This window comes from Micromonospora fiedleri (assembly GCF_016774385.1).
Lineage (GTDB): Bacteria > Actinomycetota > Actinomycetes > Mycobacteriales > Micromonosporaceae > Micromonospora > Micromonospora gifhornensis.
In genome coordinates, this window is the sequence record NZ_JAETXL010000006.1 from 84,142 (window position 1) to 104,201 (window position 20,060).

20 protein-coding genes are annotated in these 20,060 nt (G+C 71.0%); 8 read left to right on the forward strand and 12 right to left on the reverse strand.

Features of this window, described 5'->3' with window-relative positions:
* Nucleotides 1-46: 46 nt before the first annotated feature.
* Both JMF97_RS17450 and rfbA read right to left on the reverse strand, forming a co-directional pair.
* Nucleotides 47-661 carry a dTDP-4-dehydrorhamnose 3,5-epimerase family protein gene (locus tag JMF97_RS17450; RefSeq protein WP_203222530.1) on the reverse strand — a complete coding sequence of 205 codons (615 nt, stop codon included), beginning with the start codon at nt 659-661 and terminating at the stop codon, nt 47-49.
* Nucleotides 658-1,557 (reverse strand): glucose-1-phosphate thymidylyltransferase RfbA, encoded by a 900-nt coding sequence (gene rfbA / locus JMF97_RS17455; RefSeq protein WP_203222531.1) that lies wholly within the window; start codon nt 1,555-1,557, stop codon nt 658-660. Before rfbA ends, JMF97_RS17450 begins: the two co-directional genes overlap by 4 nt.
* 86 nt (nt 1,558-1,643) lie before the next feature.
* On the opposite strand from rfbA, the gene rfbB reads away from it, so the two are divergent.
* From rfbB to JMF97_RS17485, 6 genes are read left to right on the forward strand one after another with little or no spacing between them, the layout of a single operon-like run.
* On the forward strand, nt 1,644-2,645 hold the full coding sequence (gene rfbB / locus JMF97_RS17460; protein WP_203222532.1) for a dTDP-glucose 4,6-dehydratase: 1,002 nt from the start codon (nt 1,644-1,646) through the stop codon (nt 2,643-2,645).
* Nucleotides 2,642-3,526: a dTDP-4-dehydrorhamnose reductase gene (gene rfbD / locus JMF97_RS17465; protein ID WP_203222533.1), complete on the forward strand. Its 885-nt coding sequence runs from the start codon at nt 2,642-2,644 to the stop codon at nt 3,524-3,526. The genes rfbB and rfbD overlap by 4 nt, the downstream gene beginning before the upstream one ends.
* On the forward strand, nt 3,523-3,903 hold the full coding sequence (locus JMF97_RS17470) for a DUF2304 domain-containing protein (RefSeq protein WP_013734313.1): 381 nt from the start codon (nt 3,523-3,525) through the stop codon (nt 3,901-3,903). The genes rfbD and JMF97_RS17470 overlap by 4 nt, the downstream gene beginning before the upstream one ends.
* Nucleotides 3,896-4,597: a glycosyltransferase family 2 protein gene (locus JMF97_RS17475; protein ID WP_013734314.1), complete on the forward strand. Its 702-nt coding sequence runs from the start codon at nt 3,896-3,898 to the stop codon at nt 4,595-4,597. Before JMF97_RS17470 ends, JMF97_RS17475 begins: the two co-directional genes overlap by 8 nt.
* Nucleotides 4,594-5,901, forward strand: coding sequence for a polysaccharide biosynthesis protein (locus tag JMF97_RS17480; RefSeq protein ID WP_203222534.1), 1,308 nt, complete (start codon nt 4,594-4,596; stop codon nt 5,899-5,901). The genes JMF97_RS17475 and JMF97_RS17480 overlap by 4 nt, the downstream gene beginning before the upstream one ends.
* The gene (locus JMF97_RS17485) at nt 5,898-6,926 is read left to right on the forward strand and encodes a glycosyltransferase family 2 protein (RefSeq protein WP_203222535.1); all 1,029 of its coding nucleotides are present in this window, start codon (nt 5,898-5,900) and stop codon (nt 6,924-6,926) included. The genes JMF97_RS17480 and JMF97_RS17485 overlap by 4 nt, the downstream gene beginning before the upstream one ends.
* A gap of 554 nt (nt 6,927-7,480) precedes the next feature.
* Here the strand turns inward: JMF97_RS17485 and prcA are convergent.
* The 7 genes from prcA to arc all read right to left on the reverse strand — a co-directional run bounded on the left by prcA (nt 7,481) and on the right by arc (nt 15,685).
* Nucleotides 7,481-8,311, reverse strand: coding sequence for a proteasome subunit alpha (prcA, locus tag JMF97_RS17490; RefSeq protein WP_203222536.1), 831 nt, complete (start codon nt 8,309-8,311; stop codon nt 7,481-7,483).
* A 63-nt stretch (nt 8,312-8,374) separates the two neighbouring features.
* Nucleotides 8,375-9,214 carry a proteasome subunit beta gene (prcB, locus tag JMF97_RS17495; RefSeq protein WP_203222537.1) on the reverse strand — a complete coding sequence of 280 codons (840 nt, stop codon included), beginning with the start codon at nt 9,212-9,214 and terminating at the stop codon, nt 8,375-8,377.
* Nucleotides 9,133-9,654 carry an endonuclease VII domain-containing protein gene (locus JMF97_RS17500; protein ID WP_307816963.1) on the reverse strand — a complete coding sequence of 174 codons (522 nt, stop codon included), beginning with the start codon at nt 9,652-9,654 and terminating at the stop codon, nt 9,133-9,135. The genes prcB and JMF97_RS17500 overlap by 82 nt, the downstream gene beginning before the upstream one ends.
* Before the next feature lie 186 nt (nt 9,655-9,840).
* Entirely contained in the window at nt 9,841-10,056 is a 216-nt protein-coding gene (locus JMF97_RS17505; RefSeq protein WP_013734319.1) for a ubiquitin-like protein Pup, read from the reverse strand.
* 115 nt (nt 10,057-10,171) lie between these two features.
* A complete protein-coding gene (gene dop / locus JMF97_RS17510) occupies nt 10,172-11,689 on the reverse strand; it encodes a depupylase/deamidase Dop (RefSeq protein ID WP_013734320.1) in 1,518 nt (505 codons plus the stop codon).
* A 110-nt stretch (nt 11,690-11,799) separates the two neighbouring features.
* On the reverse strand, nt 11,800-13,773 hold the full coding sequence (locus tag JMF97_RS17515) for a hypothetical protein (protein ID WP_203222539.1): 1,974 nt from the start codon (nt 13,771-13,773) through the stop codon (nt 11,800-11,802).
* A 130-nt stretch (nt 13,774-13,903) separates the two neighbouring features.
* A complete protein-coding gene (gene arc / locus JMF97_RS17520) occupies nt 13,904-15,685 on the reverse strand; it encodes a proteasome ATPase (protein WP_013734322.1) in 1,782 nt (593 codons plus the stop codon).
* Nucleotides 15,686-15,863: 178 nt separating this feature from the next.
* On the opposite strand from arc, the gene JMF97_RS17525 reads away from it, so the two are divergent.
* A complete protein-coding gene (locus JMF97_RS17525) occupies nt 15,864-16,157 on the forward strand; it encodes a ferredoxin (protein ID WP_013734323.1) in 294 nt (97 codons plus the stop codon).
* A gap of 35 nt (nt 16,158-16,192) precedes the next feature.
* Here the strand turns inward: JMF97_RS17525 and JMF97_RS17530 are convergent, their stop codons facing one another.
* The 3 genes from JMF97_RS17530 to JMF97_RS17540 all read right to left on the reverse strand — a co-directional run bounded on the left by JMF97_RS17530 (nt 16,193) and on the right by JMF97_RS17540 (nt 18,996).
* Nucleotides 16,193-16,765 carry a hypothetical protein gene (locus tag JMF97_RS17530; protein WP_013734324.1) on the reverse strand — a complete coding sequence of 191 codons (573 nt, stop codon included), beginning with the start codon at nt 16,763-16,765 and terminating at the stop codon, nt 16,193-16,195.
* Nucleotides 16,766-16,837: 72 nt separating this feature from the next.
* Entirely contained in the window at nt 16,838-17,842 is a 1,005-nt protein-coding gene (locus JMF97_RS17535; protein ID WP_438803765.1) for a tRNA (adenine-N1)-methyltransferase, read from the reverse strand.
* A 2-nt stretch (nt 17,843-17,844) separates the two neighbouring features.
* Nucleotides 17,845-18,996 (reverse strand): M50 family metallopeptidase, encoded by a 1,152-nt coding sequence (locus JMF97_RS17540; protein ID WP_412101234.1) that lies wholly within the window; start codon nt 18,994-18,996, stop codon nt 17,845-17,847.
* An 82-nt stretch (nt 18,997-19,078) separates the two neighbouring features.
* Here JMF97_RS17540 and JMF97_RS17545 point away from each other — a divergent pair, with 82 nt between their 5' ends.
* Nucleotides 19,079-19,993, forward strand: coding sequence for a RecB family exonuclease (locus JMF97_RS17545; protein WP_203222540.1), 915 nt, complete (start codon nt 19,079-19,081; stop codon nt 19,991-19,993).
* Nucleotides 19,994-20,060 lie beyond the last annotated feature (67 nt).

Genomic DNA, 20,060 nt, shown 5'->3' on the forward strand with positions numbered 1-20,060 from the left:
CCGATTCGTCACTGTCGTGACACGTACGCTTGCCGCGTTCGCGACGTCAGCACCCGCCGGGCGCCTCGGCGTCCAGCTCGGCGGCGTACCGTCGGCACGTCTCGTACTGCGGCAACTGCCCCGCCGCGCGCACCTGCGCCAGGCTCGGCGCGGCGGCGTCGCGGGCGGACAGCAGCGGTGTGCCGGTCGGCCACTCGATGCCCAGTTCCTCGTCCAGCGGATGCACCGCATGCTCGGCCGTCGGGTTGTAGGTGGTCGAGCAGAGGTAGCTCAGGGTGGCGTCGTCGGTCAGCGCGCAGAAGCCGTGGCCGAGCCCTTCGGCCAGGTAGACCGCCCGCCGGTCCACGTCGTCGAGGCGCACGCTCTCCCACTGGCCGAAGGTGGGCGAGCCGACCCGCAGGTCCACCACCACGTCCAGGACCGCGCCGCGCACGCACGTCACGTACTTCGCCTGGCCGGGTGGCACGTCGGCGAAGTGGATGCCGCGCACCACGTGGCGGGCGGAGACCGACAGGTTGCCCTGGGCCAGCCGCAGCGGATGACCGACCTCCTCGGCGAGCCGGTCGAAGCGGTACCACTCCAGGAACAGTCCCCGGGAGTCACCGTGCTGCTGTGGCGTGATCTCCCAGGCGCCCTCGATGCCCAACTGTCGCAGCTTCATCGCACCTCTCCGGGGCTGATCAGCTCGTGACGATCACCGGCGAGCAGGTCGAGCAGGTAGTCGCCGTACCCGCTCTTGGTCAGCGGCTCGGCCAGGGCCCGCAGCTGGTCGTCGTCGATCAGCCCGGCCCGCCAGACGACCTCCTCGATACAGCCGATCTTCATACCCTGCCGTTCCTCGATCACCCGGACGAACTCGGCGGCCTGCATCAGCGAGGTGAAGGTGCCGGTGTCCAGCCACGCGGTGCCCCGGTCCAGGACGGTCACCGACAGCTCACCCCAGCGGCGGTACGCCTCGTTGACCGCGGTGATCTCCAACTCGCCACGGCTGCTGGGAGTGAGGCCACGCGCGATCTCCACCACCCGGTTGTCGTAGAAGTACAGGCCGGGCACCGCGTACCGGGACCGGGGCTGGTCCGGCTTCTCCTCGATCGACAGCACCCGGCCGTCCGGGGCGAAGTGCACCACCCCGTACGCCTGCGGGTTCGCCACCGGGTAGGCGAAGATCCGTCCGCCGACCGGGTCACCGGCGGCGGCGAGCTGTCGACCGAGACCGACGCCGTGGAAGATGTTGTCGCCGAGGATCAGCGCCACCCCCTCGTCGCCGATGAAGTCCGCGCCGAGCACGAACGCCTGGGCGATGCCCTCCGGCCGGGGCTGGGCGACGTACTCCAGCCGCAGCCCGAACTGGCTGCCGTCGCCGAGCAGCCGCTGGAACTGGGCCTGCTCCTCCGGCGTGGTGATCACCAGGATCTCGCGCACCCCGGACATCACCAGAGTGGAGAGCGGGTAGTAGATCATCGGCTTGTCGAAGACCGGCATCAGCTGCTTCGACACCGCCCGGGTGATCGGCCACAGCCGCGATCCGGTGCCACCGGCCAGCAATATTCCACGCACCCGGGGAGCGTACCGACACCCGCCGCAACCGGCACGCGGGCGCGAGCGGAGGCGAATGCGGGTGTTTCGCGTAGACTTCCGGACCCGTGAGGATCCTGGTCACCGGCGGCGCCGGCTTCATCGGTTCGGAGTACGTGCGCATGCTGCTGGGCGCACCCGGGGGCAGCGCCGAGGGGGTGCCCCCGATCCAGCCGTCCCAGGTGACCGTGCTCGACGCGCTCACCTACTCGGGCAACCGGGCCAACCTGGCGCCGGTGGCGGACGACCCCCGACTTCGGTTCGTACACGGTGACATCCGTCACGCCGAGGTTGTCGACGAGGTCGTCGCGGGGCAAGACGTCATCGTGCATTTCGCCGCCGAGTCGCACGTCGACCGTTCGATCTCCGGCGCCGGGCCGTTCGTCTGCACCAACGTGCTGGGTACGCAGACACTGCTCGACGCCGCGCTGCGGCACGGGGTGCGCCGGTTCGTGCACGTCTCCACCGACGAGGTGTACGGCTCGATCGCCGAGGGCTCGTGGACCGAGGACTGGCCGTTGGCGCCGAACTCGCCGTACTCGGCGTCGAAGGCTGGCTCCGACCTGCTCGCCCTGGCCTACCACCGCACCCACGGCCTGGACGTGGTGGTGACCCGCTGCTCCAACAACTACGGCCCCTACCAGTACCCCGAGAAGGTCATTCCGCTGTTCGTGACCAACCTGCTCGACGGCCGCACCGTGCCGCTGTACGGCGACGGCGGCAACGTGCGGGACTGGCTGCACGTGCACGACCACTGTCGGGGCGTGGCGATGGTCCAGCAGGGCGGGCGGGCCGGCGAGGTCTATCACATCGGCGGCGGCACGGAGCTGACCAACAAGGAGCTGACCGGCCGGCTGTTGCAGGCCTGCGGCGCGGACTGGGACCGGGTCACCCTGGTCGCCGACCGCAAGGGCCACGACCGCCGTTACTCGCTGGACATCAGCAAGATCAACAAGGAGCTCGGGTACGCGCCCACGGTCGGTCTCGACGAAGGCCTCGCCGACACCGTCGACTGGTACCGCGACAACCGCTCCTGGTGGGAGCCGCTGCGGAAGGCGTCGGCCGGATGAGATTCCTGGTGACCGGTGCCGGCGGGATGCTCGGGCGGGACGCCGTCGAGGTGCTCGCCGGGCACCCCGACCACACGGTGACGGCCGTCACCCGCACCGAACTCGACGTCACCGACGCGGCGGCCGTCGCCGACGCGGTGGCCGGGCACGACGTGGTGCTCAACGCCGCCGCGTGGACCGACGTCGACGGCGCCGAGCAGGACGAGGCGGCGGCGACCGCGGTCAACGGCACCGCCGTGGCCCATCTCGCCACCGCCTGCGCCACCCACGGCGCGTACCTGCTGCACGTCTCCACCGACTACGTCTTCGCCGGCGACGCCGACACCCCCTACCCGGAGGACGCGCCGACCGCCCCGGTCAACGCGTACGGTCGCAGCAAGCTCGTCGGAGAACAGGCCGTGCGCCGGCTGCTGCCCGACCGCGGCCACGTGGTGCGTACCGCCTGGCTGTACGGCACCCACGGCCGCAACTTCGTCACCACCATGCTCGGCCTGGCCAAACAGCGCGACTTCCTCGACGTCGTCGACGACCAGCGCGGCCAACCCACCTGGTCGTACGCGCTGGCGGAGCAGTTGGTCAGGCTCGCCGAGGCGGCCCGCGACGGCCGGGCGCGGCCCGGCATCTGGCACGGCACCTGCACCGGCGAGACCACCTGGTACGGCCTGGCCCGGGCGGTGTTCGCCCTGCACGGGCTCGACCCCGACCGGATCCGACCCACCACCAGCAGTCGGTTTCCGCGTCCCGCCGCGCGACCGGCGTACAGTGTGCTGCGGCACGGCCGATGGGCCGAGGCCGGCCTGTCCCCCCTGCCGGACTGGCACACCACGCTGACCGAAGCGTTCACCCCCGCCGCTCCACCCTCCCCGTGGAAGGTCGCATGAAGCTCACCCTGGTCACCGGCCTGACCGGACTCGTCCTGCTGGCCACGATCGTCGAGCTGTTGCGCCGGCGGCAGCTGCGGGAGAAGTACGGCATGCTCTGGCTCGGGCTGCTGTTCGTGGTGATCCCGCTGTCGCTGTTCCCCCGGCTGCTCGACGGCGTGGCCGACCTGGTCGGCGTGGCCTCCGGCGTCTCTCTGGTGCTCTTCCTCGGCATCGTCTTCCTGCTGCTGGTCTGCATCCACCTCAGCTGGGAGGTCAGCGCCCTGGAGGAGGAGACCCGGACGTTGGCCGAGGAGTTCGCCCTGCTCCGCGCCGAGGTCGAGGCCGACCGGGCGGAACGGGCCGACCGGCAGGAACTGGTGAGCCGCGATGGTTAACGGCAAACGACTGCTCGTCATCATCCCGGCGCTCAACGAGGCCGGTTCGATCGCCGACGTGGTCCGCGAGATCCGGGGCGAGTTGCCCGGCGTGGACGTGCTGGTCGTCGACGACGGATCGGCCGACCGTACGGCCGCCGTCGCCGCGGCAGCCGGTGCCCGCGTCGCCCGACTGCCGTACAACCTCGGGGTCGGCGGGGCGATGCGGCTGGGCTACCGCTACGCCCACGACCACGACTACGACGTCGCGGTGCAGATCGACGCCGACGGGCAGCACGATCCCCGGTACGTGCCGAAGCTGGTCGACCTGCTCGACGACTACGACCTGGTCATCGGGGCCCGGTTCGCCGGTGAGGGCGACTACGCCGTACGCGGACCGCGCCGCTGGGCGATGGGCATGCTGTCGATGGTGCTGTCCGGCCTGGCCGGCACCACCCTGACCGACACCACCTCCGGGTTCCGCGCCGCCAACCGCCGCATGATCGAGATGTTCGCCCGCTGGTACCCGGCGGAGTACCTCGGCGACACGGTCGAGACGCTGGTGCACGCCGCCCGCCGCGGCTACCGCATCCAGCAGGTCCCGGTGGCGATGCGACGGCGCATGGCCGGCACCCCCAGCCACTCCCCCGCCAAGGCGATGATCTACCTCGGGCGGGCGCTGGCGGTCCTCACCCTGGCGCTCATCCGCCGGTGATCCGCCGACTGCTCCGCCTCGTCCCACCCGGCACCGTCCCCGTCGGTGCCGGGCTGGCACTGGTGGGACTGGCCTCGTACGTGCATCTGGCCGTGGCCGGGCACACCCTCACTCCCGGCGACTACTCGTCGCTGTCGGTGCTCTGGTCGATCGTCTTCACCGTCGGCATCGGCGTGTTCCTGCCGGTCGAGCAGGAGGTCGCCCGGCTGGTCGCCGCCCGGCGTACCCGTGATCTGCCACCGGGCCCGGTGCTGGCGCGGGGCGCGACCGTCGCCGCCGCCGTGCTCACCCTGCTCGTCCTGGCCGTCACCGCCGCCACCGACACCCTCGCCGAGCGCCTCTTCGACGGCGACCGCGCCATGGTGGCCACGCTGGTCGGCGCGCTGGTCGCGCTGGCGCTGGCGCACACCACCCGTGGGGTGCTCTCCGGGCTGGGCCAGTTCACCTGGTACGGCAGCCAACTCGGGCTCGACGGCGGGCTGCGCATCGGCGGGGTGGCCGCGCTCGCCGCGGCCGGGGTCGACTCTCCCGTGGCGTACGCCTTCGTGCTGGTCGCCGCGCCGCTGCTGGCGGTCGCCCTCACCGCCCCGCCGGTGGCCCGCGCCGTCGGGGGTGGGACGCCGATGCCCTGGCCGCCGCTGCTACGCGGGCTGGCCCTGCTCACCGTCTCCAGCCTGTTGTCGCAGGTCGTGGTCAACGTCGGTGTGATCAACGTACGGCTGCTGGCCCCGGACGACGTCGCCACCGCCGGCGCGCTGCTGTCGGCGCTGGTGCTGGTCCGCATCCCGCTGTTCGTCTTCGGCTCGATGCAGGCCGCACTGCTGCCCGGCCTGTCCACCGCCGCCGCCACCGACGACGAGGCGGCCTTCGGCGGTCTGCTGCGGCGCGCCCTGGCGGTCGTCACCGCCCTGGGCGTCGGCGGCGGCGTGCTGACCGTGCTGCTCGGGCCGTGGCTCGTAACCGCCCTCTTCGACGCGCCGGCGATCCTCGGCCACGGCGACTTCGCCTGGCTCGCCGTGGCCACCCAGGCGTACCTGTGGGCGATGGTGCTCGGCCAGGCGCTGCTGGCCCGCGACCGGCACCGCGCCCAGGCGGTGGCCTGGACCCTCGGCGTCGCCGCGCTGGCCGCCGCGACCCTGGCCCCGCTGTCGGTCGCCCTGCGGGTCGAACTCGGCTACACCGTGGGCTCGATGGTGGTCGCCGCCGTCATGCTCGCCCTGCTGCGCCGCCGTCGTCGTCAGTCCGACCCGAACCCACCCGTCGCGGTGACGCTGCCCGCGACCGCCCCCGGAGGTGTCCGATGAGCCCGGCCCGAGTGACCGCGGTGATGCTCGCCTACGGCCCCGAACCCTGGCTGGTCGACGCCGCGCAGGCGGTGCTGGCCAGCACCGGCGTCGACGTGGAACTGATCGTCGTCGACAACGGGTGCACCAGCGACGGCATCGATGTGGTCAAGGGCCTGCCCGGCGTACGGGTGATCCGCCCGGAGCAGAACACCGGATTCTCCGGCGGCTGCAACCTCGGCGCCGCCGAGGCCGGCGGCGACTGGCTGGCCTTCGTCAACTCCGACGCGGTGGTCGCCCCCGACGCCCTCGCCAAGGTCACCGCGGTGGCCGCCGAACCCGGCGTGGGTGCCGCGATGGCCTCCATCCGCCTCGCCGACAACCCCGAGCTGATCAACACCTCCGGCAACCCGCTGCACTTCACCGGCCTGTCCTGGGCCGGCGGCAACGGCGAGCCGGCCACCGCCCACGCGCGCCGCACCGCCGTACCGTCGCTCAGCGGCTGCTGCTTCGTGATCAGCCGGGAACGCTGGGAGGAGTTGGGCGGCTTCGCCACCGAGTACTTCGCCTACCACGAGGACACCGAACTCAGCCTCCGGCTGTGGCACCGTGGCCTACGGCTGGAGTACGTGCCCGACGCGGTGGTCCGCCACCACTACGAGTTCTCCCGCAACGCTCTCAAGCTCTACCTGGTTGAACGCAACCGGCTGATCACCCTGCTCACCGCCTACCAGGGACGGACCCTGACGCTGCTGGCACCGATGCTGCTGCTCACCGAGGCCGCCATGCTCGCCGCCGCCCTCGCCGGCGGCTGGGGCCGACAAAAGGTACGCGGCTGGGCCTGGCTGTGGCAGCACCGCACCTGGGTACGCACCCGCCGCCGCCAACTCCAGTCCGAACGCACAGTCGGCGACGGCGCCCTCGCCCACCTGATCACCGCCCGGGTGGCACCCTCGAACGTGGACGCCCCACCCGGAATGGGCGTGTTCAACGCCATCGCCGCCGCCTGGTGGACCCTGGTCCGCCCCCTCCTCACCCGCCCCTGACCCAGCCCGCCCCCGACCCGACCTCGGCGCGGCCCGGGCCGTGCCGGGCCGGCCATCGGTTGAACCGAGCGGCTCGCCACACCACCTTCCTCCCGCCCGCCCTGCCTCCCCTCGCGCCCTTTGCTCTGCTTCAACCGACGCACAACTTCCCGCGCGCTTTGCTCTGCTTCAACCCACGCATCAACTCCGACGCGAAATCAGTGCGTGGGGTGAAGCAGAGCAAAGGGCTCCGGGAGCAGTGTGGACGCCGCTCGTGAAGCTCACCCCTCGAGCCGGCGCTGTCCGTGCCGGCAGCGCAGTGTGGACGCCGCTCGTGAAGCTCACCCCACGAGCCAGCGCTGTCCGTGCCGGCAGCGCGTGGAGGGCCGAGTCGAGTCCGCGTGGAGGGCCGAGTCGCGTGGAGGGGTCGTTCGGGCGTACAGAGCGGGTCTGGGTGGGTGTTGGGCCGGGCGGGTAGGCCGACAAAGGGTGCGGCGCTCGGCAGCAGAAAGCTGCCGAGCGCCGCGCAGAGCGTGATCAGGCCGAGTCGGGTCGGCCGGACCGGTGTGGGGGGGTCAGGCCTCGGAGGGGTTGCCGGGCTTGTCCTCCAGGTCGGCCGAGCCCGCCGAGGTGGTCGGCTTGTGGGCCTCCTCGGTCGGCGTGGTCGGGGTCTTCGCCCGGTCCTCGTCGGCGGCCTCACCCGCCGCGCCGCCGTCGAGCAGCGCGGTCAGCGTCGCGCCGGTGATCCGCCGGAAGGTACGCCCCACCCGGCTGCGGTCCAGGACCGCCACCTCCAGCTGGTTGGCTGCTATCGTCCGGGCGGCACCGCCCTCACCACCGACGCTGCTCAGCGCCTGCACCGCCACCTTCACCGCATCGCCGAGCGACATGTCCGGCTGGTGGTTCGACTTCAGCACCCCGGCGATCGCCTCGGACTGGCCACCCATCGCCATCCGGCCGGGCTCGTCGTTGACCGAGCCGTCGTAGGTGAGCCGGTACAGCGAGTCCTCCTCCGGCGTGGCACCCACCTCGGCCACGCAGATCTCCACCTCGAACGGCTTGGACTGTTCGGTGAAGATGGCACCGAGGGTCTGCGCGTACGCGTTGGCCAGGGCCAGACCGGTGACGTCGCGCCGGTCGTAGCTGAGCCCGTTCAGATCGGCCATCCGCACCCCAGCGCGGCGCAGGTTCTCGAACTCGTTGTACTTGCCGACCGCGGCGAACCCGATGCGGTCGTAGATCTCACTGACCTTGTGCAGGGTGCTGGAGAGATTCTCCGCAACGAAGAGGACCCCGCCGGCGTAGCTCAGGACCACCGCGCTGCGTCCTCGGGCGATGCCCTTGCGGGCCATCTCGGAACGGTCGCGCATGATCTGTTCGGGCGAGGCGTAGAACTGCATGGCCACGGCGGCGGCTCTCCTTCAGGCGCTGTGCTGGGCAACTGCGATCAGGTGGGATGCGGGACCGGCTCAACCGCCCGGGTTCTCCATCCGGCCGGCGACGACGCTCTCGGCGATCACCGACGTCTCCGCGTCGGTCAGCCGGTGCGTTCCCTCCGCCGTCGCGGTCATCACCACCGGGTAGATCCGCCGGGTCAGGTCCGGGCCACCGGTGGCGGTGTCGTCGTCGGCGGCGTCGTAGAGCGCCTCCACCGCCAACCGCACCGCGTCGTCGATCGACAGGCCGGCCCGGAACCGCTTCTTCAACGCCGACCGGGCGAACAGCGATCCCGAGCCGATCGCGTCGTAGCCGGTCTCCTCGTACGGGCCGCCGGTGACGTCGAAGCTGAAGATCCGACCGGCCCGGGCCGGGTCCTTGGCGGCCAGGTCGAACCCGGCGAACAGCGGGATCACCGCCAGCCCCTGCATCGCGGCACCGAGGTTGCCCCGGATCATCGAGGCGAGCCGGTTGGCCTTGCCGTCGAGCGAGAGCATCGCGCCCTCGATCTTCTCGTAGTGCTCCAACTCCACCTGGAACAGTCGCATCAGCTCGATGCCGATGCCGGCGGTGCCGGCGATGCCCACCAGCGAGTACGCGTCGGCCGGGTGCACCTTCTCGATGTCCCGCTGGGCGATCAGGTTGCCCATGGTGGCCCGCCGGTCGCCGGCCATCACGACGCCACCGGCCGCGGAGATGGCCACGATCGTGGTGGCGTGTGGGGCCAGGTCGGCGGCCATACCCGGGGGCAGCGGCCGGCGGCCGGGCAGCATCTCGGGGGCCACCTTGCTCAGAAACGACGTGAAGGAGGACGTCCCCGCGTTGGTGAACACATCTGGTAGACGCCCGGATGGATCAAAACCCGCTGCCACGTGGTTCCTCTCAGGTACGTGATGGCCCTGGCCAGCCTCGTGGGACTGTCACGGAACTGGCCAAGACCACCGTTGCAGTTGAAGCAGAGTATCCCGCGCACCCACCCGGTGGCATGATCGTGGTCCACATGTTCCGGATCGGGGTCACCGCACACCCCGCAGACCCCACCCTGCTCGGCCAACAGCTCGGCGAACTCCGCCTGCCCGATCCCGTAGCGACGCCGCAGGTGGTATTCGCGGGTCCCACCGTAGAGCCGCTGCTTCGTCTCACGCGTTCGGGTGTTGTGGCAGGGCTTGCAGTAGGTGGCGTAGCCCGAACTGTCGGCGCGGTTGCGGGGAAACTCGGCAAGCGTTTTGACGCTGCCACAGTCCGCGCAGAATCGGTGCCCGTCAGGCACCTCTCGGGCTGGCTTCACTTCCCGGCCATGCTGAAGCTTCACCCGTTTGGCGTAACTGGCCTTCGACCGGATGTTGAAACATGGCTTGCAGTAGCTACCTCGACCATTGGGACGCTTGCTGTTCGAGCAGAATTCCTCAGGCGCCTTCCACTGACCGCAGTCACGGCAGCGAAGCTGACCGCTTCCGTCGTCCCGCATTCCCGCCATGTCCAATTTAAACCGGTATGCTCACTGACCTCCCTTTTGCACGTATCCTCTCACGAATTCCTCGGCGTTCTCCTCGAGGACGGAGTCGATCTCGTCGAGCAGGTCGTCGACGTCCTCGGTGATCTCGGCGTGCCGCTCGGCGACCTCCGGGTTCGCCTCGACGGTGACGTCCTCGACCTCTTCGCCCTGGCGGGACTTGCCCGACTGCGACTGACCGCCGCTGTCACGAGTGGCCACTGTTGCCTCCTCCACGATCTCCCTGCGATGAACTTACCTCGCGGGAGCGACGAATCCCTCACGCGCGCCGGTACGGAAACCGCACGCGGCGACAACCACACCGAGGATCGGCCGCTCAGCCGCCGGTCAGGCTCTCCAGCAGGTCCTTGGCGCTGGCGCACCTGTCGAACAGCGCCCCGACATGCGCCCTGGTGCCGCGCTCCGGCTCCATCATCGGCACCCGCACCAGCGACTCCCGGCCGACGTCGAAGATGACCGAGTCCCAGCTGGCGGCGACCACCTCGGAGGCGTACTGCGCCAGGCAGCGGCCCCGGAAGTAGGCGCGGGTGTCCTCCGGCGGCTCGGTCATCGCCGAGCGACTCTCCTCGTCGCTGAGCAGCGTCTTCATCGCGCCCCGGGAGACCAGCCGGTGGTAGAGCCCCTTCTCCGGCCGTACGTCGGAGTACTGCAGGTCGACCAGTTGCAGCTTGTGCGAGCCCCAGGCGAGCTTCTCCCGCTCCCGGTACCCTTCCAGCAAGCGCAGCTTGGCCACCCAGTCGAGTTCGTCGGCGCAGAGCATCACGTCGCGGCCGAGACGGTCCAGCACGGACTCCCAGCGGTCCAGCACGTCGGCGGTCTGTTCGTCGACGTCGCTGCCGTAGCGGTCCTCGACGAAGGCGCGTACCCGCTCCAGGTAGGCCCATTGCACGTCCAGCGCGGTGAGCCGGCGGCCGTCGCGCAACCGCATCCGGTGGGTCAGCGACGGGTCGTGGCTGACGGCACGCAGCTCACCGACCGGGTCGGCGATGCCGAGGTCCGCGCCGAGCGCCTTCTCCTCGATCATGGTCAGGATCAGCGCGGTGGTGCCGACCTTGAGGTACGTGGAGATCTCCGAGAGGTTGGCGTCGCCGATGATGACGTGCAGCCGGCGGTACTTGTCGGCGTCGGCGTGCGGCTCGTCCCGGGTGTTGATGATCGGCCGCTTCAGGGTGGTCTCCAGCCCCACCTCGACCTCGAAGAAGTCGGCACGCTGGGAGATCTGGAAGCCGTTCTGGCCGCCGTCCTGCCCGATGCCGACCCGACCGGCGCCGCAGACGATCTGACGGGTCACGAAGAACGGTGTCAGGTACGCCACGATGTCGGCGAACGGCGTCTGCCGGCGCATCAGGTAATTCTCGTGCGCGCCGTAGCTGGCGCCCTTGTTGTCGGTGTTGTTCTTGTAGAGGTGGATCGGTGCGGTGCCGGGAATGGTGGCGGCCCGACGCGCCGCCTCCGCCATCACCCGCTCCCCCGCCTTGTCCCAGCGGACCACGTCACGCGGGTTGGTGACCTCCGGAGTGGAGTATTCGGGGTGGGCGTGGTCCACGTAGAGCCGAGCCCCGTTGGTGAGAATGACGTTGGCCAGCCCGAGGTCCTCGTCGGCGAGCGCCTCGGCCGGGTCGTACACCGCACCGGAGTAGGTGAAGCCCCGGGCGTCGCGCAGTGGCGATTCCTCCTCGTAGTCCCAGCGCGCCCGACCGCCCCGGTTCAGTTCCGGGCGGGCGCCATAGGCGTTCACCACCTGGGACGAGGTGACCATCGGGTTGGCCCCGGCCTGACCGGGCACGGAGATGCCGTACTCGACTTCGGTGCCCATGATCCGTCTTACGCTCATCGACCTACCCGCTTCGCTTGCCCGACCGATCCCCGTCACATCCGAGCGTAGTCGGCATGTGAGCGCACGGGGGCCTGCCGTGGTGGTCGGTGCGTCGCAAGTCGCGGGGATCAGCTCGGCGGATCATCAATGATCATCGTCTCCATGCTCACCCGGTCGGCCAGCTCAGGCACGGCGCGCAGGATCCTGTTGGTCCGTACCCGGGCCCCGTCGGTGACCGCCACCAGCCGGATCTCACCGGGTACGCGGTGCAGCATCTGCCAGGTCCGGCCCGGTTCGACGAAGACCATCTCGTAGATGCCGGCCTCGGTCTGGGCGGTGGTGCCCTGCAGCGTGGAGACGCAGATGTTCGCCAGGTAGGACTGGTACGGCCGGCGGTCGAGGATGAGCGTGGTGACACCGTCGGCGGCCGGGTAGCGCTGGAGGACCTGCTCGCACACGGCGGCGGCCCGGCCGGGTCGGTCGAGGTCCTGGTGGACCCAGCGCTGCGCCCAGCTCTGCGGGGTGACCACGAGCAGGCTGCGCTGCCCGCCGGTGACCCCGGCGAACCAGACGGTGGCGGCGGCGACCGTGAGGGCGGTGAGACCGGCCACGGCGGTGCGCAGCGGACGGCCCCGGGTCGGCACCGGCAGCAGCCGCACCACTGCGGCGGTGCCGATGATGAGCAGCACGGTGGTGAGGTGACCGGCCTTGTTGAAGTAGTAGCCGGCCTGACCACCGACGCTGATGCTGGCCTGACCGATGGCCAGGGTGAGCACCACGCTGACCAGCAGCGCGAACAGCCAGCGTCGCCAGGCCGGATCGGCCCGCCCGCGCCGTACCGCGTGCACCAGCAGGGCGGGCACCACGAACGCGCCGAGGCCGCCGAGGGCGAGCCAGGTCTCGGTCAGGTCCGGCCCGACGGTGGCGGCCAGTGACTCGGTCTGGTTGGCACGGAACACGCCGAGCAGGATCGGCACCGGGGCGAGCGTGGCGGTGGCCAGGCCGACGACGAGCGTGGTGCCGCGCAGTCGGCGTACCTCGCGCCGCCGCGCCAGCAGCGACCCGAGGACGAGGAGTACGGCGGCGGGCAGGAACAGGTAGTAGGTGTAGCCGATGCCGACGAGCAGGGCACCGAGCAGCAGGAAGTGTTCCCGGGGTGCGCCGACCGGCCGGGCGACGAGCACGGCGAGCACGGCGGTGAGGGTCAGTCCGAGCGTCTCGGTGGGGTATCCGGAGACCAGCATCCGGGGCATCTGGCTGCCGAGCACGAGCGCGCCGACCACGACGGTCAGCACGAGGCGGCTCAGCGGGTGCAGCGGGCCGGGGAGCCGCTGTGCGGCCCAGAGCAGGACGAGGACCAGCAGCCCGAAGGTGGCGAAGTTCCACCAGAGGAACGGCTCCACGGCGGCTGCGCCGGCCGGCCCGCCGCCGGGCGGGGTGCGGTGGCCGTCGAGGAGGGCGACGAGCAGGTGCCAGCCCTGCGGGTAGTGCACGAGTGCGGAGAACAGGTCGTCGCGGACGGCGGCGGGGTCGACGAAGAGGTAGCCGCCGTGTCGACCGATGACGTCGACCAGGCTCAGGTGCCGCAGGTAGTCCTCACCGCGGTGGAGGATGCTGAGCCGGCTGCCCAGGTCGCCGGCGCGCAGCAGGGGTTGGGCGAGATACCAGAGCAGGCCGGTGGTGCCGATGACGGGCAGCAGGTCGGGCCAGGCCGGGCGCGGCAGGGTGGGACGCCGCCCGGTGATCAGGGCGGTCAGCACGAGGGCGGTGAGGGCGGTGCCGCTGACCGCCACCGGGTTCATCCCCCAGGGCCAGACCGCGAAGAGCAGACCGGCCGCGGTGGTGAGGCAGACCAGCAGGATGGTGGCCAGCAACAGCCGGTCGAGCAGGGTACGACCGCCGCGCAGCAGGCTGGCGGTGGCGATCAGCACCAGCGGGGGCAGCAGCCAGCGGGCGTCGAGGGCGACCGCGGCGAGTGGCAGCAGCCAGGCCGCCGGCAGCGCGGCCAGCACGGCGAGGTTCCATCGACGGTACGGCTTGTCAGGGCTGGCGGTCAGACTCGGGACGATCGGCGGGGCCAGGGTGCGCTGCTCGGCGGGCACGCGAAATCCTTGCATACGAGGAGGGTTGTCCGGAGTCTAGCCCTGCCGCCCGACTTGTGCCTGACGTGGCGCGGTGCCGCACGCAGACGCAGGGCCCGTGACGACACCGTCACGGGCCCTGCGGTAGCGGTCAGAGGTACTGGCCGGTGTTGCTGGCGGTCTCGATGGAGCGACCGGCCTCGGTGCCCTTGCCCCCGGAGACGAGCGTACGGATGTAGACGATCCGCTCGCCCTTCTTGCCGGAGATGCGGGCCCAATCGTCGGGGTTGGTGGTGTTGGGCAGGTCCTCGTTCTCGCGGAACTCGTCGACGCAGGCGTCGAGCAGGTGCTGCAGACGCAGCCCCTTGCGGCCGGAGGTGAGGAACTCCTTGATGGCCATCTTCTTGCCCCGGTCGACGATGTTCTGGATCATCGCGCCGGAGTTGAAGTCCTTGAAGTACAGGACTTCCTTGTCACCGTTGGCGTAGGTGACTTCCAGGAAGCGGTTCTCCTCCGTCTCGGAGTACATCCGCAGGACCACCGCGTCGATCATCGCGGCGACGGTGGCCTGGGCGTCTCCGCCGTGTTCGGCCAGGTCGTCGGCGTGCAGCGGCAGACCGGAGAGGATGTACTTGGAGAAGATGTCCTTGGCCGCCTCGGCGTCCGGACGCTCAATCTTGATCTTGACGTCGAGTCGCCCCGGACGCAGGATCGCCGGGTCGATCATGTCTTCCCGGTTGGAGGCGCCGATGACGATGACGTTCTCCAGACCCTCCACGCCGTCGATCTCGCTGAGCAGCTGCGGCACGATGGTGTTCTCCACGTCGGAGGAGACACCGGAGCCACGGGTCCGGAAGACCGAGTCCATCTCGTCGAAGAAGACGATGACCGGCGTGCCCTCGCCGGCCTTCTCCCGGGCCCGCTGGAAGATCAGCCGGATGTGCCGCTCGGTCTCGCCGACGTACTTGTTGAGCAGCTCCGGGCCCTTGATGTTGAGGAAGAAGCTGGTGTGCTTCTCCTCGCCCCGCCGCTCGGCGATCTTCTTCGCCAGCGAGTTGGCGACCGCCTTGGCGATCAGCGTCTTGCCGCAGCCGGGCGGGCCGTAGAGCAGGATGCCCTTCGGCGGACGCAACTGGTGCTCACGGAACAGGTCCGCGTGCAGGAACGGCAGTTCCACCGCGTCACGGATCTGCTCGATCTGGGAGTGCAGGCCACCGATGTCGCTGTAGTCGACGTCGGGCACCTCCTCCAGCACCAGCTCCTCGACCTCGCTCTTGGGAATCCGCTCGTACGCGTACGCCGAGCGCGGTTCGATCATGAGCGAGTCGCCGGCCCGGATCGCACTGCCGATCAGGGTCTCGGCCAGGTGCACGATCCGTTCCTCGTCGGAGTGCGAGACCACCAGTGCCCGGTCACCCGGCGCGCCTTCGGGGCCCGCCAGGATCTCCTTGAGCATGACCACCTCGCCGACCCGCTCGTAGCCGAACGCGTCCACGATGTTGAGCGCGTCGTTGAGCAGGACCTCCTGGCCGCGCTGAAGTTCACCCACGTCGAGCGAGGGCGAGACGGCCACGCGCAGCTTGCGCCCGCCGGTGAAGACATCCACCGTGCCGTCGTCGTGTCTGGCCAGGAAGACGCCGTAGCCACTGGGTGGCTGGGCCAGCCGGTCGATCTCCTCCTTGAGCGTCACGATCTGCGCGCGAGCCTCCTTGAGGGTGCTCACGAGCCGCTCGTTGTTCTCGGTCAGCCGCGCCAACTGCGCCTGGGTGGCGGACAGTCGCTCTTCGAGCTGCCGCACGTGTCGGGGGCTTTCGGTCAACTTGCGCCGCACCAGAGCGAGTTCCTCTTGAAGGAACGCGACCTGCGTGGAGAGATCGTGGGCCTCCTTCTCCCACCGTGCGGCGCGCGAGTCCGCGTCGTCGCTGCGTGCCACGTCCCACCTCCCCGGGGGGCTTGAACGTTCTGACCTAACACTAGCCGCTATGAGCCCGATTCGGTCCTCCGCAACGCGCCCGTCACCGAAGCTTGATCGCCAAGGGTGGGTTGGCGGGCGGGTACGGGCATTCGGGTACCGTCGGGGGGTGGGACGCGAGAACATGGGGGGTGCACCGGTGGCCGAGGTCGCGACCGACGAGGTGCAGGTCTGGGTGGACCAGGATCTGTGCACGGGCGACGGGCTGTGCGTGCAGTACGCGCCCGAGGTCTTCGAGTTCGACGTCGACGGCCTGGCGTACGTCAAGGGCCCAGACGGTGAGCTCCAGCAGGCCCCGGGCGCCCGCGTCGGCGTACCGGAGCACCTGCGCCTCGAGGTGATCGACTCGGCGCGGGAGTGCCCGGGCGAGTGCATCCACGTCGTCCGCGCCAGCGACGGCGTCGAGGTGGCCGGCCCCGACGCCGAGGACTGAGCCCGCCCGCCGCACCGCAGCGGGCGACCGACCACTCACAGCAGCGGGCGACCGACCACCGAGGCGACCAGGCGGGCGAACTCCTCCAGCCGGGCGATCTGCCCGGCGCCACCGTCGTCGAGGGTCTTGCCGAAGCGCAGCGCGTCGTGGCGCGGCCCGCCGGCCGTCTCCTCGCTGGGCGGGGTCTCGTCGAGCGAGGTCAGCAGCAGGTACACGTCGATGCTGTCGACCCGGATCTCGCCGTTGTCGTGCCGGAACAGCCGACGGCGGCAGCCGACCTCGGTGACCGAGGAGACCGGCACCACCCGCAGCGACGAGGTCATCGACCCGGGCGGGCCCTCCCCCGGCGGCACGTCCTCGCCGTGCCAGAGCACCAGCCGGCTGCCGTCGCAGACGACGACCTCCTGCCACACCCCGTTGACCTCGTTGACGAAGCGTTCGAGGGTGAAGCCGAGCACCGAGGCCCCCCGCAGCACACCGCCGAGCGCCTCCAACGCGACGTCCGGGTCACGCAGGTAGGCCCGCGCCGCCGATTCGAGGTCGGTGTAGGGCGACCAGTCGGGGAAGACCGCCGGCAGGTCACCGCCGCCGAAACCGGGCCGACTCATGCGGCCACCCCCGGCCACCGCCAACCCGCATCCAGGTTCAGCCCGTTCACTGCCAGCCGCCCCATTCCGCCGTCACGGCCTGCCCGTCTCCTGCGTCGTGTCCGGTTGCGTCTGCGACGCCGTACTCGCCTGTCGGGCCGCCTCCGCCTCGCGTAGCGCCTGCCGGCGCTGCACGTACGCCTCGGTGCCCTTGCTGGGCTTGCGCCGGCGCGGCGGCGCGGTCACTCCGGGGGCGAGCTTACGCGCGGAGACGAGGAACGCGGTGTGCGCGATCATCCTGTGGTCGGGTCGTACCGCGAGCCCTTCGGCGTGCCAGTCGCGCACCAGCGACTCCCAGGCCCGCGGCTCGGTCCAGCCGCCCCGTTCCCGCAGCGCCTCGACCAGCTCGGACAGCTGCGGAGTGGTGGCGACGTAGCCGATGAAGACCCCGCCGGGCAGCAGCGCCCGTTCGACCATGTCGAGGTTCTCCCACGGGGCCAGCATGTCCAGGATGATGCGGTCGAAACCCGTCTCGGTGCACTCGCCGACGTCACCGACGTGCAGGTGCCAGGCGGGGTGCGGCCCGTTGAAGAACGCCTCGACGTTGCGCCGGGCGATCTGGGCGAAGTCGTCGCGCAGCTCGTAGGAGTGCAGTTCGCCGCTGGTGCCGACCGCGCGCAGCAGGGAGCAGCTCAGCGCGCCGGAGCCGGCGCCGGCCTCGAGCACCTTGGCGCCGGGGAAGATGTCGCCCATCGCGACGATCTGCGCCGAGTCCTTGGGGTAGATCACCTGGGCGCCGCGGGGCATGGACAGCACATAGTCCGACAGCAGGGGGCGCAGCGCCAGGAAGGCCGTACCGCCGCCGGAGGTGGTGACCACGCTGCCGTCGGGCAGCCCGATCAGGTCGTCGTGCGCCAGGATGCCCCGGTGGGTGTGGAACTGTTTGCCCGGCTCCAGGGTGACCGTGTGCATCCGGCCCTTGGGATCGGTCAGCTGCACCCGGTCACCGGGCCGGAACGGCCCACGGTGCACCGGGGGCAGCTCCGGGGTCTCGGCGGGCACGGCGTCGCCCGGGGTGGCCGGGTCGGAGTGGGTCACGGTCACGTGTTCATCTTCCGGTGAGGTTCGAGCAGGTGCGCCAGATCCGCGATGTGCAGGATGCCGACGACATCTTCGCCTGCCGTCACGAGGTACTGCGCGCCCGGGTGTGCCTGCACCGTCTCCAGCACCCGTTCCCCGTCCGTGGCCACCGACATGCGCGGCAGGTCGGCGACCGCGCGGGCGACCGCGTCCACGGCGAGCCAGGGCCGGCGGTGCGGCGGCACGGCCGCCGCCGCGGCCGGGTCGACCACCGCCACCGGTCGACCCGCGGCGTCGGTCACCAGCAGCGCGACCGGCCTGTCCGGGGCCGACTCGTCGGCCCGGCGCTGGGCCTCGGCCAGCGGGGTGGCGGTGGGTACGGCGAACACCGGCCGGGCCAGCCGGGCCAGGTCGATCAGGGGCAGTCGCCGGCCGATCCGGGCCAACCGGATCGACTGTCCGGCGCCGTGCCAGATGGTGAGCGCGACCAGGGCGGTCAGCGGCAACGCCAGCAGACTCAGCAGGTCAGCGGCGTAGAGCAGGCCGACAAGCGCCACGGTCGCCACGGCGAGAACCCGGCCGACCCAGCCGGCCACCTCGGTGGCCCGGTGCCGGTCCCGGGTGACCGCCCAGATGACCGCCCGCAACGCCCGCCCACCGTCCAGCGGCAGCCCGGGCAGGCTGTTGAACACGGCGACGATGACGTTGCTCACCGCCAGTTGGAAGGCGAGCTGGTGGGCCACAGTGCGGTCGGGCAGCGCCACGGTCGCGGCGACGGCGGCCACGCCGAGCAGCGCGGAGACCGCCGGCCCGGCCAGCGACACCAGCAGGTCCACCCGAGGCGACGGCGCGTCCCGGTCCATCTCGGTGTACCCGCCGAGCAGTTCGAGAGTGATCCCCCGCACACCGATGCCGAAGTGTCGTGCGGTCAGCGCGTGGCCGAGCTCGTGGGCCAGCACCGAGCCGAGCAGCGAGACCACGAAGCCGGCGCCGACCAGGTAGCCGAGGGCCGGCGAGAGCGCCAGTCGCTGGCCGGCCAGTTCGCCGTAGAGCACGATGATCAACACGGCCAGCAGCAGGATCGAGGCGTTCAGGTACAGCGGCACCCCGAAGATCCGACCGACCTGCAGGCCGGGACGCCGGCCCGGCCGTGACTGCCTGCTCTGCTCCACCGAGTCGATGCTACGCGGCGGGAGATCACCTTCGGTGCGGCGGCGGCCGCCCTGTCGTACCGGTGCCCTAGTCTTCCACGGCATGACCGCGGATCCGGTGATCGCCCAGCAGGCTCCGACTTCGACCCCGTTGCCACCGACGGTGCGGGCCTCGCTGTCACCGTCGCGTGCCGCAGATTTCAAGACCTGCCCGCTGCTCTACCGGTTCCGCAGCATCGACCGGCTGCCCGAGCGGCCCACCGTCGAGCAGGCGCGCGGCACGCTCGTGCACGCGGTGCTGGAGCGGTTGTTCGACCTGCCGGCGGCCGGGCGCACCCCGCAGGCTGCCGGTGACCTCGTCGCGCCGCAGTGGGACCGGCTGGTCACCGAGCAGCCGGAGCTGGCCGGGCTGTTCACCGACGACGGCACGGTCGACGCGGTCGAGTTCCTGCGTTCGGCGGCGGCCCTGCTGGAGGGCTACTTCTCGGTGGAGGATCCGCGCCGACTGGAGCCGGCCGAGCGGGAGAGCCTGATCTCCGCCGTGATCGACGACGAGTTGCTCATCCGCGGCTACCTCGACCGGCTCGACGTGGCACCCGACGGCGCGCTGCGGGTGGTGGACTACAAGACCGGTGGTGCGCCCCGCGAGGCGTTCGAGGCGCGGGCGTTGTTCCAGCTCAAGTTCTACGCGCTGGTGCTCTGGCGCACCCGGGGCGTGGTGCCCCGGGTGCTGCGGCTGCTCTATCTACGCGACGCCGAGGTGTGCGACTACACCCCGGACGCCGAGGAGTTGGTGCGCTTCGAACGCACGGTGGTGGCGCTGTGGCGGGCGATCGAGCAGGCCACCGCCGCCCAGGACTTCCGGCCCCGGCCGAGCCGGCTCTGCGACTGGTGCAGCCACCAGGCGCTCTGTCCGAGCTACGGCGGCACCCCGCCGCCCTTCCCCGAGCACCTGCCCGGCGCGGATCCGCTGCGCGACGCCCGCACCCGCCCCGCCACCCCGGGCGCGGACGAGTAGCTCTCCTCCTCAGGAAGGAGAGGCAGCTCACCATCCGAGATGATCTCTCGCCGGCATGGGCGGCTAG

Bases quoted from the DNA above. Each gene is read 5' to 3' on its own strand.
- JMF97_RS17450 (WP_203222530.1), bottom strand. From the start codon at position 661: ATGAAGCTGCGACAGTTGGGCATCGAGGGCGCCTGGGAGATCACGCCA.
- rfbD (WP_203222533.1), top strand. From the start codon at position 2,642: ATGAGATTCCTGGTGACCGGTGCCGGCGGGATGCTCGGGCGGGACGCC.
- JMF97_RS17470 (WP_013734313.1), top strand. From the start codon at position 3,523: ATGAAGCTCACCCTGGTCACCGGCCTGACCGGACTCGTCCTGCTGGCC.
- JMF97_RS17475 (WP_013734314.1), top strand. From the start codon at position 3,896: ATGGTTAACGGCAAACGACTGCTCGTCATCATCCCGGCGCTCAACGAG.
- JMF97_RS17485 (WP_203222535.1), top strand. From the start codon at position 5,898: ATGAGCCCGGCCCGAGTGACCGCGGTGATGCTCGCCTACGGCCCCGAA.
- dop (WP_013734320.1), bottom strand. From the start codon at position 11,689: ATGAGCGTAAGACGGATCATGGGCACCGAAGTCGAGTACGGCATCTCC.
- JMF97_RS17530 (WP_013734324.1), bottom strand. From the start codon at position 16,765: ATGAGTCGGCCCGGTTTCGGCGGCGGTGACCTGCCGGCGGTCTTCCCC.
- JMF97_RS17545 (WP_203222540.1), top strand. From the start codon at position 19,079: ATGACCGCGGATCCGGTGATCGCCCAGCAGGCTCCGACTTCGACCCCG.